This is a genomic window from Trichocoleus sp. FACHB-591 (assembly GCF_014695845.1).
In the GTDB taxonomy this organism is placed as follows: Bacteria; Cyanobacteriota; Cyanobacteriia; order FACHB-46; family FACHB-46; genus Trichocoleus.
The window spans coordinates 208,368-223,171 of sequence record NZ_JACJPA010000102.1 but is presented as its reverse complement, the minus strand read 5'-3'; the positions used below and the strand labels follow the sequence as shown (position 1 = coordinate 223,171).

The 14,804-nt window shown below is 48.2% G+C and carries 20 protein-coding genes; all 20 read right to left on the bottom strand.

What is annotated here, in order from left to right:
• Positions 1-7: 7 nt before the first annotated feature.
• The 20 genes from gpmI to rpsH all read right to left on the bottom strand — a co-directional run bounded on the left by gpmI (position 8) and on the right by rpsH (position 14,786).
• Positions 8-1,606 (bottom strand): 2,3-bisphosphoglycerate-independent phosphoglycerate mutase, encoded by a 1,599-nt coding sequence (gpmI, locus tag H6F90_RS21075; RefSeq protein ID WP_190554229.1) that lies wholly within the window; start codon positions 1,604-1,606, stop codon positions 8-10.
• 98 nt (positions 1,607-1,704) lie between these two features.
• The gene (locus tag H6F90_RS21070; RefSeq protein WP_190554170.1) at positions 1,705-3,423 is read right to left on the bottom strand and encodes an ABC-F family ATP-binding cassette domain-containing protein; all 1,719 of its coding nucleotides are present in this window, start codon (positions 3,421-3,423) and stop codon (positions 1,705-1,707) included.
• 287 nt (positions 3,424-3,710) lie between these two features.
• Positions 3,711-4,814 (bottom strand): peptide chain release factor 1, encoded by a 1,104-nt coding sequence (gene prfA / locus H6F90_RS21065; protein ID WP_190431511.1) that lies wholly within the window; start codon positions 4,812-4,814, stop codon positions 3,711-3,713.
• Positions 4,815-4,907: 93 nt separating this feature from the next.
• On the bottom strand, positions 4,908-5,156 hold the full coding sequence (gene rpmE, locus H6F90_RS21060; protein ID WP_190431509.1) for a 50S ribosomal protein L31: 249 nt from the start codon (positions 5,154-5,156) through the stop codon (positions 4,908-4,910).
• A 118-nt stretch (positions 5,157-5,274) separates the two neighbouring features.
• On the bottom strand, positions 5,275-5,688 hold the full coding sequence (rpsI, locus tag H6F90_RS21055; RefSeq protein ID WP_190431507.1) for a 30S ribosomal protein S9: 414 nt from the start codon (positions 5,686-5,688) through the stop codon (positions 5,275-5,277).
• Positions 5,688-6,143 carry a 50S ribosomal protein L13 gene (gene rplM / locus H6F90_RS21050; protein WP_190431505.1) on the bottom strand — a complete coding sequence of 152 codons (456 nt, stop codon included), beginning with the start codon at positions 6,141-6,143 and terminating at the stop codon, positions 5,688-5,690. Before rplM ends, rpsI begins: the two co-directional genes overlap by 1 nt.
• A gap of 56 nt (positions 6,144-6,199) precedes the next feature.
• Positions 6,200-7,096, bottom strand: a complete 897-nt coding sequence (gene truA / locus H6F90_RS21045; protein WP_190554169.1) for a tRNA pseudouridine(38-40) synthase TruA — start codon at positions 7,094-7,096, stop codon at positions 6,200-6,202.
• A 20-nt stretch (positions 7,097-7,116) separates the two neighbouring features.
• The gene (gene rplQ, locus H6F90_RS21040; RefSeq protein ID WP_190431501.1) at positions 7,117-7,467 is read right to left on the bottom strand and encodes a 50S ribosomal protein L17; all 351 of its coding nucleotides are present in this window, start codon (positions 7,465-7,467) and stop codon (positions 7,117-7,119) included.
• 113 nt (positions 7,468-7,580) lie between these two features.
• Positions 7,581-8,528, bottom strand: a complete 948-nt coding sequence (locus H6F90_RS21035) for a DNA-directed RNA polymerase subunit alpha (RefSeq protein ID WP_313930014.1) — start codon at positions 8,526-8,528, stop codon at positions 7,581-7,583.
• Between the two features lie 141 nt (positions 8,529-8,669).
• Entirely contained in the window at positions 8,670-9,065 is a 396-nt protein-coding gene (gene rpsK / locus H6F90_RS21030) for a 30S ribosomal protein S11 (protein ID WP_190431499.1), read from the bottom strand.
• 84 nt (positions 9,066-9,149) lie between these two features.
• Complete coding sequence (gene rpsM, locus H6F90_RS21025) at positions 9,150-9,533, bottom strand: 30S ribosomal protein S13 (RefSeq protein WP_190431496.1); 384 nt, start codon at positions 9,531-9,533, stop codon at positions 9,150-9,152.
• A gap of 79 nt (positions 9,534-9,612) precedes the next feature.
• Positions 9,613-9,726, bottom strand: a complete 114-nt coding sequence (gene rpmJ, locus H6F90_RS21020) for a 50S ribosomal protein L36 (protein ID WP_071782548.1) — start codon at positions 9,724-9,726, stop codon at positions 9,613-9,615.
• A 100-nt stretch (positions 9,727-9,826) separates the two neighbouring features.
• Positions 9,827-10,054, bottom strand: a complete 228-nt coding sequence (gene infA, locus H6F90_RS21015; protein ID WP_009767978.1) for a translation initiation factor IF-1 — start codon at positions 10,052-10,054, stop codon at positions 9,827-9,829.
• 237 nt (positions 10,055-10,291) lie between these two features.
• On the bottom strand, positions 10,292-10,846 hold the full coding sequence (locus H6F90_RS21010) for an adenylate kinase (RefSeq protein ID WP_190554168.1): 555 nt from the start codon (positions 10,844-10,846) through the stop codon (positions 10,292-10,294).
• A complete protein-coding gene (gene secY, locus H6F90_RS21005) occupies positions 10,846-12,150 on the bottom strand; it encodes a preprotein translocase subunit SecY (protein WP_190554167.1) in 1,305 nt (434 codons plus the stop codon). Before secY ends, H6F90_RS21010 begins: the two co-directional genes overlap by 1 nt.
• An 80-nt stretch (positions 12,151-12,230) precedes the next feature.
• Complete coding sequence (gene rplO / locus H6F90_RS21000; RefSeq protein WP_190554166.1) at positions 12,231-12,683, bottom strand: 50S ribosomal protein L15; 453 nt, start codon at positions 12,681-12,683, stop codon at positions 12,231-12,233.
• A gap of 80 nt (positions 12,684-12,763) precedes the next feature.
• The gene (gene rpsE, locus H6F90_RS20995; RefSeq protein ID WP_190431489.1) at positions 12,764-13,285 is read right to left on the bottom strand and encodes a 30S ribosomal protein S5; all 522 of its coding nucleotides are present in this window, start codon (positions 13,283-13,285) and stop codon (positions 12,764-12,766) included.
• A gap of 111 nt (positions 13,286-13,396) precedes the next feature.
• Complete coding sequence (gene rplR, locus H6F90_RS20990; protein WP_370588066.1) at positions 13,397-13,765, bottom strand: 50S ribosomal protein L18; 369 nt, start codon at positions 13,763-13,765, stop codon at positions 13,397-13,399.
• Entirely contained in the window at positions 13,762-14,301 is a 540-nt protein-coding gene (gene rplF / locus H6F90_RS20985; protein ID WP_190554165.1) for a 50S ribosomal protein L6, read from the bottom strand. Before rplF ends, rplR begins: the two co-directional genes overlap by 4 nt.
• 83 nt (positions 14,302-14,384) lie before the next feature.
• Positions 14,385-14,786, bottom strand: a complete 402-nt coding sequence (rpsH, locus tag H6F90_RS20980) for a 30S ribosomal protein S8 (protein WP_190431483.1) — start codon at positions 14,784-14,786, stop codon at positions 14,385-14,387.
• Between the last annotated feature and the right edge of the window lie 18 nt (positions 14,787-14,804).

Sequence of the window (14,804 nt, the reverse complement as noted above, 5' to 3'; positions counted from 1 at the left end):
AGAAATTCTATAAAGACACTCGCACAGGAGTTCGGTTCGCTCGCACATCAATCGTGGCTGGCTGAATCATCGAACGACCTGTCATTTCGGGTGGTTGTGGCAGCTTCAAAATATCCAAAATGGTTGGGGCAATGTCCGCTAAGCGACCATCCGATCGCAGGGAAACTTCTGTCCCATGACCTGGAATTTTCAGTCCTTCCCCTTCTACCACAATAAAGGGAACTGGATTTGTTGTGTGAGCGGTCCAAGCGCTGCCCTGCTCATCTCGCATATACTCAGCGTTGCCGTGGTCAGCCGTAATCAGTGCAGTGCCTCCCGCTTGCCCGATACTCTCTAGCAAACGACCCAAACATCGGTCCACTGTTTGCAACGCCTGGACTGTCGCTTCAATCTGGCCTGTATGACCAACCATGTCGGGGTTAGCATAATTGATCACTACTAACGAATAAATCCGCTTTTCAATCGCGGCGATCGCTACATTAGTGACTTCTTCAGCAGACATGGCGGGGGCGCGATCATAAGTTGGCACCATTGGGCTGGGCACCAATTCTCGGTCTTCGCCAGCAAATGGCTCCTCAATGCCCCCATTGAAGAAGTAGGTGACGTGAGCATACTTTTCAGTTTCAGCAGTGCGGAACTGATGCAAGCCGTGACTAGCAATCACTTCGCCCAAGATATTGCTAAGGTTCTGCGGCTCAAACGCTACGAGCACTTGTAGATTCGAGTCGTATTGAGTAAAGGTCGCAAAGGTGAGCGGTTGAATTTGCTCCCGCTCGAATCCTTTGAAGTTGGGATCAACAAAGGCTTGGGTGAGCTGACGTGCCCGATCAGGACGGAAGTTGAAAAAGATGACTCCATCTCCCGGCGCGATCGCCCCTGGCGCAACCCGAGTGGGTAATAAAAACTCGTCCGTTGTGCCTTCTGCGTAAGCAGCTAGTAACACTTCTAGCGCCGAACGCCCGTCTCCAGGACCATCATTCGTCATCACGTCATAAACGCGCTGGACTCGATCCCAACGATGATCGCGATCCATGCTGTAGTAGCGACCGCTGATCGTAACAATGCGACCCGTACCCGTACGCTGGATGTAGGCCTGGAGACTTTGGATGGCCCCTTTCCCATCCATCGGCTGTGTATCGCGACCGTCAGTAATAGCATGGATACAGACATCAGCGATGCCTTGCTCCTTAGCTAGGTCTAACAAGCCAAACAGATGGTTGAGATGAGAGTGCACTCCCCCTTCGGAGCACAGCCCTACCAGATGCAGCTTGCTGCCCCGTTGCTTCACGGCTTGGCAAGCCTTCAATAAAGCTGGGTTGCTGAGTAGAGTGCCATCTTCAACCGCATCTGAGATCCGCACCAACTCCTGAGGGACAATTCGACCCGCACCAATATTGAGATGACCAACCTCGGAGTTGCCCATTTGGCCTTCCGGCAGGCCGACATCTTTCCCAGACGTACGAATCAAAGTTCTGGGGTAAGCAGCCCACAAGCTGTTCATCACGGGTGTTTTGGCAGCGGCAATGGCATTGCCATCAGTTTCTTCCCGGTATCCCCAACCGTCTAAGATGACTAGCACCACCGGAGAAACAGGTGCTTGCGCCATACTAAGTTGCCCTTTCATTCAGTGATTTCTCCGCAATCATACCATCGAGTTTTGAATCTAAAATTGCTGATGCCACAAGAATCTGATGTAGTTCTGGATTAAGCTTGAGCCTGCGTTTTTTTAGCCTTCTCTTTCTCTTTTTGCTTTTCCCGTTTTGCTGCTACTTTGGCCGCTTTTTCAGCTTCAATGGCAGCGAGCTGATCCTTTTCTTTTTCTTCAGCAACCTTATCTAAATAGTAGTGATAATCTCCTAAATAAACTCGGAATTCTCCGTCTCGAATTTCCACAATTTTGTTAGCGACTTGGGAGATGAAATAGCGATCGTGCGAAACAATAATTGCCGTCCCATCATAGTTTTGCAGCGCCTCTTCCAGCATTTCTTTAGCTGGAATATCGAGGTGATTGGTAGGCTCATCTAAGATCAGCAGATTAGCAGGACGCAAAAGCATCTTAGCCAGAGCTAGACGGGCTTTCTCGCCTCCGCTCAATGCTTCCACTCGTTTATAGACGGTGTCTCCACTAAATAGAAATCGACCTAATAATGTCCGAACTTCCTCATTTTTCCAGTCAGGGACTTCGTCATGAATAGTTTCCATGACAGTCTTATTAAGGTCTAGTGCTTCAGCTTGATTTTGCTCAAAGTAGCTGGGAATAACGTTATGATCCCCTAACTTAACGCTACCTTCCGTCGCCTGCTCCATGCCCATGATTATGCGGAGAACCGTCGATTTACCAGCTCCATTTGGACCTAGGAAAGCTACGCGATCGCCCCGTTCGATCAGCAGTTCCGCACCTAGAAAGAGAATTTTCTCGTCATAGGTATGGACTAAATCTTCAATCATCACCACTTCTCGACCACTGCGAGGAGCAGGGGGGAACCGGAAATGGAGAGTTCGTACATCTCCAGTGGGAGCTTCGATCCGCTCTATTTTTTCTAACTGCTTCTCACGGCTCTTAGCCTGAGTGCTACGAGTTGCACTGGCACGGAAACGATCCACAAAAGTTTGCTGCTTATCAAGCTCTTTTTGCTGACGCTCGTAAGCACTGAGTTGAGCATCGCGCAGCTCAGACTTCTGCTGTAAATAAGCGGAGTAGTTCCCCAAGTAGGTGGTAGAAACTCCGCGCTCCGTTTCTACAATTTGAGTGCAGAGGCGATCTAAGAACTCTCGGTCATGCGAAACAATCACCAGCGGCGTGCTCAGTCCCTTAAGGTAAGTTTCCAACCACTCAATCGTTTCTAGATCTAGGTGGTTCGTCGGCTCGTCTAGTAGCAAGAGATCAGGCGACTGGAGCAAGATTTTGCCCAAACTCATCCGCATCTGCCAACCCCCGCTAAAGGCGCTGACTAAGCGATCGCCATCTTCGGGTTCAAAACCAATCTCTGGTAAAATTTTCTCGATTTGCGCTTCTAAACCGTAGCCATCCAGGGCTTCAAACTGCCGTTGGAACCGATCCATCTTGCGGATCAGTACATCTAGTTCTTCTGGAGTGGCAGTTTCCATTTGCCGATGGATTTCTGACAATGCCGTATGAGCTTGGTTTGCCTCTTCAAAAGCTTGCCACATCTCTTCTCGGACAGTCCGAGATGGATTCACATCAAACTCTTGGGTGAGATGAGCAATCCGCAAGCTAGAAGGTCGGATAATCTCACCCGTTGTCGGCTCCATCTCCCCTGCAATAATCTTTAACTGGGTCGATTTTCCTGCCCCGTTTACCCCAACTAAACCAATGCGATCGCCCGGTTTAACCTCCCAGCTGACATCCTTTAGAACTTCGCCAGTGGGGTAAATTTTGCTAATACGCTCTAACCGTAGCATTCAGAGCCTCCAAGGCAGGTAGGGTGGGGAGATTGGGTATGAGGCAGGAGTGCAGCTTTTCCCAGCGATCGCTCAGGCTAAATCTGCAACAAAATTTAATTATAGTTGGCGGTCAACGATCCTTTACATCCGTAAGTTCGATCCCTATAAAACTAAATCATCAGAATTTAACAGTCACACTCTATTCAATTTCTCTAACAACTGAAAAAGCTAAACGCCTGTACCGTTTCATTACTAACAGTACAGGCGTGACTGAGCCACTCGTGCTTTTCTCAACTCTAACCAACTTAGGCAGATGTAGAAGTTGAAGCTGCCAACTCTTCTAAACGTTCCTGCTGATCCTGACCAATACAGGTCTGAATTAACAACTCTAAATCTCCTTCTAGGAGCGGGGATAAGGTAAAGTTTTGACCAAGGCGATGGTCTGTAACTCGGTTGTCTTTGTAGTTGTAAGTGCGAATTTTTTCAGAACGAGAGCCAGTTCCTACCTGGGAACGTCGCATAGAGGTGACTGCCTCTTGCTGTTCTCGCAACTTCATCTCATACAACTTCGCGCGCAGAATTTGCATGGCTCGCTCGCGGTTTTGTAGCTGCGATCGCTCCTCAGTACAAAAAATGCGAATTCCAGTCGGTTTGTGAAACAAATCAACCGCTGTCTCTACCTTGTTGACGTTCTGTCCACCTGCTCCACCAGAACGAGCTGTGGTTAGCTCAATCTCTTTGGGATCAATGTGAACTTCCACTTCATCAACTTCTGGCATAATTGCCACCGTTGCAGTCGAGGTATGCACACGGCCCGAGGCTTCTGTCAAAGGCACCCGTTGAACTCGGTGCACTCCTGCTTCAAACTTTAGCTTGCTGTAAACTTGTTCGCCTTGAATTTCCAAAACGGCTTCCTTGAAGCCTCCCATATCTGCGGTAGACTCACTCACTAGCTTGACTCGCCAGTTTTGGCCTTCAGCATAACGTGAGTACATCCGCACCAGATCGCCTGCCCAGATGCTGGCTTCGTCTCCACCAGTTCCAGCTCGAATCTCCAGCATGATGTTCTTGTCATCATTGGGATCGCGAGGTAGCAACAAAATCTTGAGGCGGCGCTCTAGCTGTTCGGTTTTTGCTTCTAGTTCTTCCACCTCCAAAGCCGCCATTTCTTGCAGCTCTGGATCACTCGCCGTTTCCTTCCAAACCTGACGAGCTCCTACCAGTTCTTCTTGAGTTGCCTTCCAATCATCATAGGTGTTGACCACTTCTTCCATGGATGAACGTGCTTTTGCTACCCGCTGAAACTCATTCGGGTCAGTTGCAACATCCGGGTCAGCCAGCCGACGGGTTAACTCATTGAAGGTTTGCTCAACGGATCTTAATTTATCTAACAGGTAGGTTTCGGCCATAGAACAGCTTCCGCTTCACACAAAAGAGAGGTGTTTAGAAAAAAGTTAAACGCCCTAGCAGCTCATCCAGGGCGATACCAACTAAGCACCTATCTATTTCTTCTTCGTTTGAGCTGTGTCTTGGTCTGCTTGGCCATCCATCATGCCGTACTTACGCAGGAAGCGCTCTACCCGACCTTCTGTATCAATAATCTTTTGAGTACCGGTGTAGAACGGGTGGTTACCAGACCAAACATCAACATGCAACTCTGGCTTAGTAGATCCCACGGTCATTACTACTTCCCCATTGCAGTACACTTTAGCCTCTGGGTACCACTCAGGATGAATCTCTGACTTAGGCATGACTCTTTCTCTCTAACTTGGCTATGCTCTATACAAATTTTAGCTTTTAGCTTCTCACTGGTAGAGGCTGAAGCTAGGGATGAAAAACATTCCCGGACCAGGAATGCTGAGAAAATGGTTAACGCTTGGAGAACTGAGGTGCTTTCCGAGCCTTACGCAGACCGTATTTCTTCCGCTCTTTAGCCCGGGGATCACGGGTGAGGTACCCTTCAATCTTCAGAGGTTTCCGATTTTCTGGATCGAGCTGGCATAAAGCACGCGCTACGCCTAAGCGAATAGAGTCGGCTTGACCTGTCAAACCCCCACCTTCAGCGTTGACAAGAATGTCGTATTCGTTTTCCAAACCCAACGTCTCCAAGGGAGCCTTGGCAACAGACAGGTAGGCTGGATTGAATTGCAGGTACAAATCTCCAGGTTTGCCATTGATCACTAGCTGACCATTACCTGGAACTAAACGGACTCGCGCCACGGCAGACTTACGACGGCCTGTGCCCCAGTAAACAACGCGATCGCTCTGTTCAATTGCTTGCATTACTTCTCTCCTCCAGGAATGGTTTGAATATTTAATACTTCAGGCTGCTGAGCTGCATGGGGGTGCTCCGGTCCTGCGTAGACTTTGAGCTTTGTAAATAGCTGACGACCCAAAGTATTCTTTGGCAACATGCCCCGCACAGCCTGCTCAACAATTCTCTCTGGTACACGAGCTTGCAACTTAGCAAAAGTTTCAGTCTTCATACCCCCCGGACGGCCAGAATGGCGGCGATATAGCTTTTGGCTTCGCTTTTTACCAGTCACAGCAACTTTGTCTGCATTCACCACAATTACAAAGTCGCCCGTGTCCATGGATGGGGTGTAAGTTGGTTTGTTCTTACCCCGTAACACCATCGCAATTTCGCTAGCAAGGCGGCCTAGACGCTTATCAGCAGCATCTACAACGTACCATTTGCGGTCTAAAGTATCCTGAGGAGGAAGATAGGTTTTGTTCATAAAGGTCTTTGTATCCTTGACAAAGGGATGAGTCTACAGAAAGCCTTCAACGGTGCTCAGATTAAGCAGTGTTCTGAAACAGCCGTTGTTGGCAAAACCAACTTTGGTTGAGTATCAAACCAAATATCGGGTGAAAAAGGAGATTGGGGATATCCCACTCTCAAAAGGCAAAGTCCTTGAGGAGGGGCAGCATACTTGACCTGGTCTCGACGCTCAGCCTGCCAAAGCTCTGTAAATTCCTCTGGCGATCGCGTCCCTCTACCAACTTCTACTAACAAGCCCATCAGTAAGCGGACCATGCCATACAAGAAACCACTTGCTTGAATCTCCACATGAACCATTGGTCCTTGGCGCTGACAAGTCACATCCTGAACTTCAACCCAAGAGTGAGCCCGCTTAGATCCAGCGCGGTGAAAAGCAGCTAAGTGATGTCGGCCTAGCAAAGGATTGAGGGCTTCCTGCATCAGCAAGTCATCCAAAGGCGCATAGTAGTAATGCCAGGTAAAGGACTGCACAAACAGGTTAGGCACCGAATCGGTATACAGGGTATAACGATAGCGTCGCCAGGAAGCTGAAAATCGAGCGTGCCAGTCTGCATCCACTGCTACCGAGGCCCGAATCAAGATGTCTTTTGGTAGCCGCGAGTTGAGAACAGAAGCCCAGCGACAGGCTGGGATCGCTGAATCATGAACATCGAAATGAGCCACTTGAGCAGCAGCATGAACTCCAGAATCAGTCCTACCTGCTCCAAAGAGAACAACTGGGCGCTCTAGCACCGACTCCAGAGCCTTTTCAATCTCTTCTTGCACTGTCCGATGTCGAGCCTGGCGTTGCCATCCATGAAAATGAGTGCCCAGGTATTGAATTACCAGGGCAACTCGCTGGAATGTTTTTGGCTTTAGTCCAGCGACCGAATCCAGATCGTCGGGTGACAGAGGCAGTGCAGAGGACATGAGATCTCAAAGGGTCTTGATCAAGTCAGCTCGATAATCGCCATATCAGCATTATCTCCTCGGCGTGAAACGGTACGCAAAATCCGGGTATAGCCACCCTGGCGATTGCCATACCGAGTACTCGCTTGTTCAAACAGGGCATGAACCAACTGCTTGTCATAGAGATAACCTAGAGCTCGGCGACGAGCTGCTAGGGAACCATCTTTAGCCAAAGTAATCATATGCTCCACTTCAGATCGAACTGCTTTAGCTCGAGTTTTAGTGGTTGTAATCCGACCATTACGGATAACTTCAGTAGCAAGCGCTCTCAACAGCGCTCGACGCTGATCGGCAGGCTTGCCAAGTTGATGAACACGACAACGGTGACGCATGACATTCTGTAGGAAGTAAACAGCCTAATTAATTTCAGACTTTAGTTTTGTGAGTACCAAAGTCTGAATTGCAAGGATAGGTCAAATTGACCGCGAAAGACCAGACTAACCTCTTAACTAGTCTTTGCAGACTTTTCTTGCGGCAGGGTAATACCCATCCGTTGTTGCAGCGCTTCAATCACTTCTTCGGCAGATTTTTGGCCAAAGTTCTTGATTTCCAGCAAATCTTCCTGGCTGTAATCCAGCAGGTCTGCAACAGTGTTAATCTGAGCCCGCTTCAGACAGTTATAAGCCCGTACTGAAAGCTGTAATTCTTCAATGGCGACCTGACCAATCGGATCCTCATCCGGGAACTCATCTTTGTCCATTGGCTCAAAGGTGATGTCCTTAAGAGGATTGAACAGGTCGACCAAAATATTTGCAGCTTGGCTCAGCGCTTCCTGCGGCGTTAAGCTTCCGTCTGTCCAGACCTCCATAATCAGTCGGTCTTTTTCGAGTGAACCACCTACACGAGCGTCTTCAACGCTGTAGTTCACCTTCCGAACAGGCATGAAAACTGCATCAATGTGGAGGAAATCTAACGCAGCCGCCTCATCACGTCCACGATCAACAGCTCGGTACCCTTTGCCACGCTCAGCTCTAAACTCCATCTCCAGGGTTGCCCCTGTAGAAAGCGTAGCAACATACTGATCGGGGTTTACCAACTCTACTTCAGACGGTAGATCAAACTGAGCAGCTGTAACGGTTGCAGGACCATGCACCAACAATCTACCCAGTTGAGGCTGAGAAGAATAGCTTTTAAGAACAATCTGCTTCATGTTGAGCAGAATATCCAAGACATCTTCCCGAACACCTGGAATAGTTGCGAATTCGTGATTTACGCCTGCAATCCGAACAGATGTAACTGCCGATCCTTCTAAGTTAGATAGCAAAACTCGTCTAAGAGCATTCCCAACCGTAGTTCCTTGACCACGCTCAAGGGGTTCCAGAACGAACCTACTGTACTGACTCTGATCGTTTTCAGTATTAGACTCTACACACTCAACCTGAAACTGCGCCACGGAGCGACCTCCCTTCTCCATATCCCCGGAAGGCATAGCCTTCCTAATCCAAAACCCTGCACAAATGCTCAGTCATCAGTACGGAGCCAAAACGTTTCAGCTTAACTGAGAGCTGAAGTTCCTTAGCGACTCAAATCAAAGTTAAACACGGCGACGCTTAGGCGGACGGCAACCGTTATGAGGAATTGGAGTTACATCTCGAATTAGAGTAATTTCCAATCCAACAGCTTGAAGGGCTCGGATGGCGGTTTCGCGGCCAGCTCCAGGACCACTAACCATGACCTCAATTTGGCGCATGCCTTGATCAGTAGCTCGTCGAGCTGCACTTTCTGCCGCAGTTTGGGCTGCGAAGGGTGTTCCTTTCTTAGCTCCTTTGAAGCCACTTGAGCCTGAAGATGCCCAAGAAATTACCTCACCGATTGTGTCAGTGATGGTAACAATGGTGTTGTTGAACGTTGATTGGATATGAGCCACACCACTGGGTACATTCCGCTTTTGTTTACGGGGTCCAGATTTTTTGGTCGGTTGTCGCGCCATATGAGTTTCTTAGATTGAAGTGTTGACTTGCTTAATGAATTACGACAATGTCAGAAGTGCGTAGCTACGCACTTCATGGGGTAATTATTTCTTGCTAGGAGCCTTCTTTTTACCGGCAACGGTGCGACGACCACCACGACGAGTACGAGCATTCGTACGAGTTCTTTGGCCCCGCACTGGTAGGCCCATGCGGTGGCGACGCCCTCTGTAAGTACCGATGTCCATCAACCGCTTGATGTTCATTGCTTCTAAGCGTCTTAGGTCGCCCTCAATCTCGTAGTTGGTTTCTACGGTCTCTCTGAGGGCAGCGACATCAGCGTCGCTCAAATCCTTGACTCGCGTATCAGGGTTCACACCTGTCGCAGCCAAGACTTCCTTGGATCGCGTTAGTCCAATCCCATAAATATAAGTCAGACCAATCTCAACGCGTTTGTCGCGAGGAAGGTCTACCCCGGCAATCCGTGCCACGTCTTCTACTCCCTAGTTTTGCTTTCCTGCTGTGGTCTTCAACAACGATGCTGGTTAGCATCTACATAAGATGGGTGAGTTAACCTTGGCGCTGCTTGTGTTTTGGATTGGAGCAGATCACCATCACCCGACCGCGACGGCGAATCACGCGGCATTTCTCACAAATTTTCCGGACAGATGCTCGAACTTTCATGCCTTGTCTCGGCAGCACTACAAAAGTGATATTATATCAAATTCTTATAATTTGCGTCAAACAATTTTCCTGACAATAACTTTTGCTAAAGTTATGCCCCTTATTTCTTATTGCGCAAACGGTAGGTGATGCGACCTTTGGTGAGGTCATAGGGAGTTAATTCTACTTTGACACGATCGCCGGGCAAAATCTTAATGTAATTGCGACGAATCTTCCCAGAGATATGGGCAAGAACGTTAAATCCGTTGTCTAGGTCAACGCGAAACATAGCATTAGGTAAGGACTCTGTAACGGTCCCTTCCATTTCGATCAGATCTTGTTTAGACAATTCACTTCTCCTCAAAATTGGGTTATTTAGGTTCAAAGACACAAAGACAGGTTAATTGTCTATCTCAGAATCAAGACATTCTGAGTATAGATAATTAACCCTTCATTAACAGGCTATCAAATCTAGAACGCGGCTGTCGGCAATTAAAAAGCCCACTCATTCTGATCACAGCGATTGATATCTATTGCAATCACTATAGTTATTCGGCAGTTATTGAGTGAACCGAAAACGTAAAAATCACACTTTTACGGCTGCTTGCAAGGCATCAGTAACTGCTTCCATAGGTTGATTACCGTTGACGGACACGAGTTGCTGGCGATCGCGATAGAAGCTAATTAGTGGAGCTGTTTGCGCGTGGTAAACGGCTAAGCGATGCCGAATCACTTCTTCTGTATCATCTTTGCGTAAGCGCTTCAACAAGCGCTCCACTAGAACTTCATCTGGAACTTCTAGGCTAATTACGCGATCGTAGGAAGAATTAATCTTCGTAAGCAGCTCATCTAGAAATCCGGCCTGTGCAACATTACGAGGAAAGCCATCAAGAATCCAGCCAGTCGCTGTATCTTCTCGGCTCAATCTTGCCTGGATCATATCCAGAATTAACTGGTCGGGAACCAGCTCCCCTTGGTCCATATAAGACTGGGCTTTAAGCCCTAAATCGCTCTGTCGAGCGACATTATCTCGCAGGATATCACCCGTAGAAATATGGGGAATATTCAAGAGATTTGCCAAGACCTGTGCTTGAGTTCCCTTACCCGCTCCCGGTGGCCCCAGGAAGATCAATCGCGTCACTATTGCTTCACCATTCCTTCGTATCGCTGAGATATCACATAAGTTTGAATCTGTTTCGCTGTGTCAATCGCTACTCCTACTAGGATCAGCAGAGAAGTTGCTCCTAAGCCACGGAATGTAGGCACTCGAGTCGCACTTTCGACAGCAGTTGGAATCGTGGCTACTAAGCCCAAGAAAATAGCGCCCAGAAAAGTCAATCTATTGATGACTCGCTCCACATATTCGCTAGTAGCTCTACCAGGACGAATACCGGGAATGCTAGCTCCCATCTTCTTCAGGTTTTGAGCCATGTCTACAGGATTCACAATTAAGGAAGAGTAGAAATAGCTGAAGAATACGATCAGTACGAGATATAACGCCACATGCAGCCAAGAAGTCGGACTGAGATAGGTGCTGATAAACTGACTAAACGCTTGATTCTTAATAACCTGTGTCAAGAAAGCTGGCAAAGTTAGCACAGCAGACGCAAAAATGATCGGCATAACGCCGCCTTGATTGAGCCGCAAAGGCAAGTAGCTGCTCTTCTCTAAGTACATGCGTCGTCCCACTTGACGACGAGCTGAAATGATGGGAATGCGGCGTGTGCCTTCTTGGACAAACACAATTCCCACAATCATTGCCAGAAAGACTAAGAGCAGAATAATGACACCGCCCACAATGTTGCGATCGCCACCTTGAGCAAGCTCGATCGTCTGCCCTAGAGATCTAGGCAAGCCAGAAACAATGTTTAGAAAAATCAGGAGAGAAGCACCATTGCCAATGCCCCGTTCGGTGATCACTTCGCCCGCCCACATGACAAACATTGAGCCTGCGGTCAAAGCCAAAACTGTTTGGACCACAAAGAAGGGACCCCAGTTTTCGGCAAACGGTTTAATCAGACCGACTGTAATCCCAACACTTTGAATAATGGCCCAACCCAAAGCAACGTAACGGGTAACCTGGGAGATTTTGCGTCGCCCAGCTTCTCCTTCATTTTTTTGTAAATCTTCTAGCGCAGGAATTGCTGCGGTCAGCAATTGCAGAATAATAGAAGCATTAATGAAAGGTAGAATACCTAACGCAAAGATACCAAGCGCCATTAGTCCGCCTCCGGCAAATAAATCCAGGAAGCCTAACGCTTGGTTATTCTGAATATTTTGAGCAAATGCGACTCGGTCAATTCCTGGTACAGGAATAAAAATGCCCAAGCGAACTAAGATTAACAAGCCAATAGTTAAAAGCAGCCGGCTTCTAAGACCAGCAGCTTGAGCCATTTGGGCGAAAGTTTCTTGGGCGCTTGGAGTTTTGTCCCGGCTAACAACCATGAAGGGCTCCCTCTACAAAGCTAAATGCAGTGTTGCAGAAGCAATCCTAATCAAGATCACTCCTGCACTCATGCTAAACCTTATTCAGCCTCTGATGCTTCGCAGCTACCGCCTGCAGCTTCAATCTTTGCTCTAGCAGATTTAGTAAAGGCTGCTGCCTGAACTTTCAGAGAAACATTCAGTTCACCATCCCCTAGTACTTTTAGGGGACCATCATCAGACGTCAGTAAACCTAGTTCTAATAAGGAGGCTAAAGTAACTTCCGTATTTGCTGGTAAAGAGGCTAATTTACTGACATTAATCGTGGTGTATTGCTCACGATTGATTACAGTAAAGTGCTTTAACTTGGGCAAGCGGCGGTAGAGAGGAATTTGTCCCCCTTCAAAGCCAGGACGTGTGCCACTTCCTGATCTTGATTTTTGACCACGCATACCAAAGCCACAGCTAGCGCCTTGTCCAGCAGCAATTCCTCTCCCAACGCGACGACCGCGCTTCTTAGAGCCCGGTTGGGGATGAGCATCTTCTAGTCTCATGATTCTAATTCCGTTAACAACTTGTACAAACGCGATCGCGCCGGTGCTTTACAGCAGCCAAACCGTCAGTTGAAAACGGTTTAAGCGTAGAGATTTTCGATAGGAATGCCGCGTTCTTCGGCTACTTCTGAGAAGGTTCGTAAAGTTCCTAAGGCTTCAACCGCAGCTCTAGCATTGCTTAGCGGATTACCGGAGCCAAGTTGTTTGGCTAAGATGTTACGAACGCCTGCTAACTCTAGAACTGTACGTACAGCACCCCCGGCAATTACTCCTGTACCAGGTGCAGCAGGGCGCATCATCACCTTAGCTCCACCACCACCACCCGTTGCAGGGTGAGGGATAGAATTGGCTTTGGTTAGAGGCACATCAACAATATGCTTCTTACCATCAGCGACACCCTTCTTTACTGCGCCGATCACGTCACTGGCTTTACCGACACCAACACCAACTTGGCCTCGTTCGTTACCAACAACAACGATCGCACGAAAACTGAGCTTTTTACCGCCTTTGACCACCTTGGTCACGCGGCGAATTTGCACAACTCGCTCTTGCCAGTCAGCCTCTTTTTCACGAGTGCGGTTGCTTTTACGACGATTCGCCATGTTTCTGTCCTGAGTTTTGATAACCTGAAGCGATATCTAATTTTGAGCTTTTTGCTCGTAACTCAGCAAACTCTTGCTGAACTCTAAAGAGCAGTGACAATGACAGGATGCCTAGAAATCTAGCCCACCTTCGCGAGCTGCATCTGCCAGAGCTTTAACCCGACCGTGGTAGAGATTGCCACCTCGATCAAAGACAACCTGCTTAATGCCCTGCTCCAGCGATCGCTGAGCAATTAACCTACCGACTTCAACCGAGGCATCACAGGTAGAGCCAGACGCTGATTTTGACTTTAAGTCTGATTCCAAGGTTGAAGCAGATGCTAAGGTACGTTGCTTAGTATCATCAATAACCTGAGCATAGATATGTTGATGTGAGCGAAAAACGGATAGCCGAGGACGTTCTGCTGTACCCACTACATCCCGTCGAATCCGACGATGCCGACGACGGGTTGATTCTTTACGACTAAGTTTCATATCTATTTCTTCCCTGCTTTGCCAGCCTTGCGTCTGACGAACTCACCTGCGTAGCGAATACCTTTGCCCTTGTAGGGTTCTGGTGGACGAACAGCTCGAATGCGTGCTGCGATGTTGCCAACGATTTCTTTGTCGATGCCACTAACAAGAACGTTGGTGTTGTTTTCGACAGCCATCTGCACACCTTCAGGAGGCTCAATTTGTACTGGGTGGCTATAACCGACACTCAGTACTAAATTACGCCCTTGAACTTGGGCCCGGTAACCAACTCCTTGGATTTCTAGGCGACGCTGGAATCCTTGAGAAACACCTTCTACCATGTTGGAAACTAAGGTGCGGGACAAACCATGCCGTTGGCGAGCCGCACGAGATTCATCCCGGCGCTTCACCAGCAGAGTTTCACCCTCCTGCTCTACAATTACTTCGTTCGGTAGAATCCTAGAAAGTTCACCTTTAGGTCCTTTAACCGCAACCTGCTGCCCCTCAATTGTGACAGTCACTTTCTGAGGAATACTAATGGGACGCTTACCAATGCGAGACATGACTGAATACTCCTGGTTGATGTAGATGAACAGGATCTAGGACTTCCTGTGCATCTCGACAAGATTCTGCTTGGTAAATTGGCTTACCAAACATAGCAAAGCACTTCACCGCCAACACCACTACGACGTGCCTCACGATCCGTCATAATGCCGCTTGAAGTAGAAATGATCGCAATGCCAATGCCGCCTAATACGCGCGGTAGTTCTCTGCGATTGGAGTAAACACGCAAACCTGGCTTACTAACCCGTCTTAAGTTTGTAATAATAGGTCGACGATTTTTTCCTTTATATTTCAGGGCAATGACTAAATGTCGCTTCACCCCGTCACCAACTTCCTCAAAGTCAGAGATAAAACCTTCGTCTTTGAGGACTCTGGCAATACTTTGAGTCATTCTAGTTGCTGGTACTTCTGTAGTCTGATGCCGCGCTAGATTTGCATTACGAATACGCGTCAGCATGTCTGCAATTGTGTCGTTAGCCGCCATAGTTCCCTCTTTATGAAA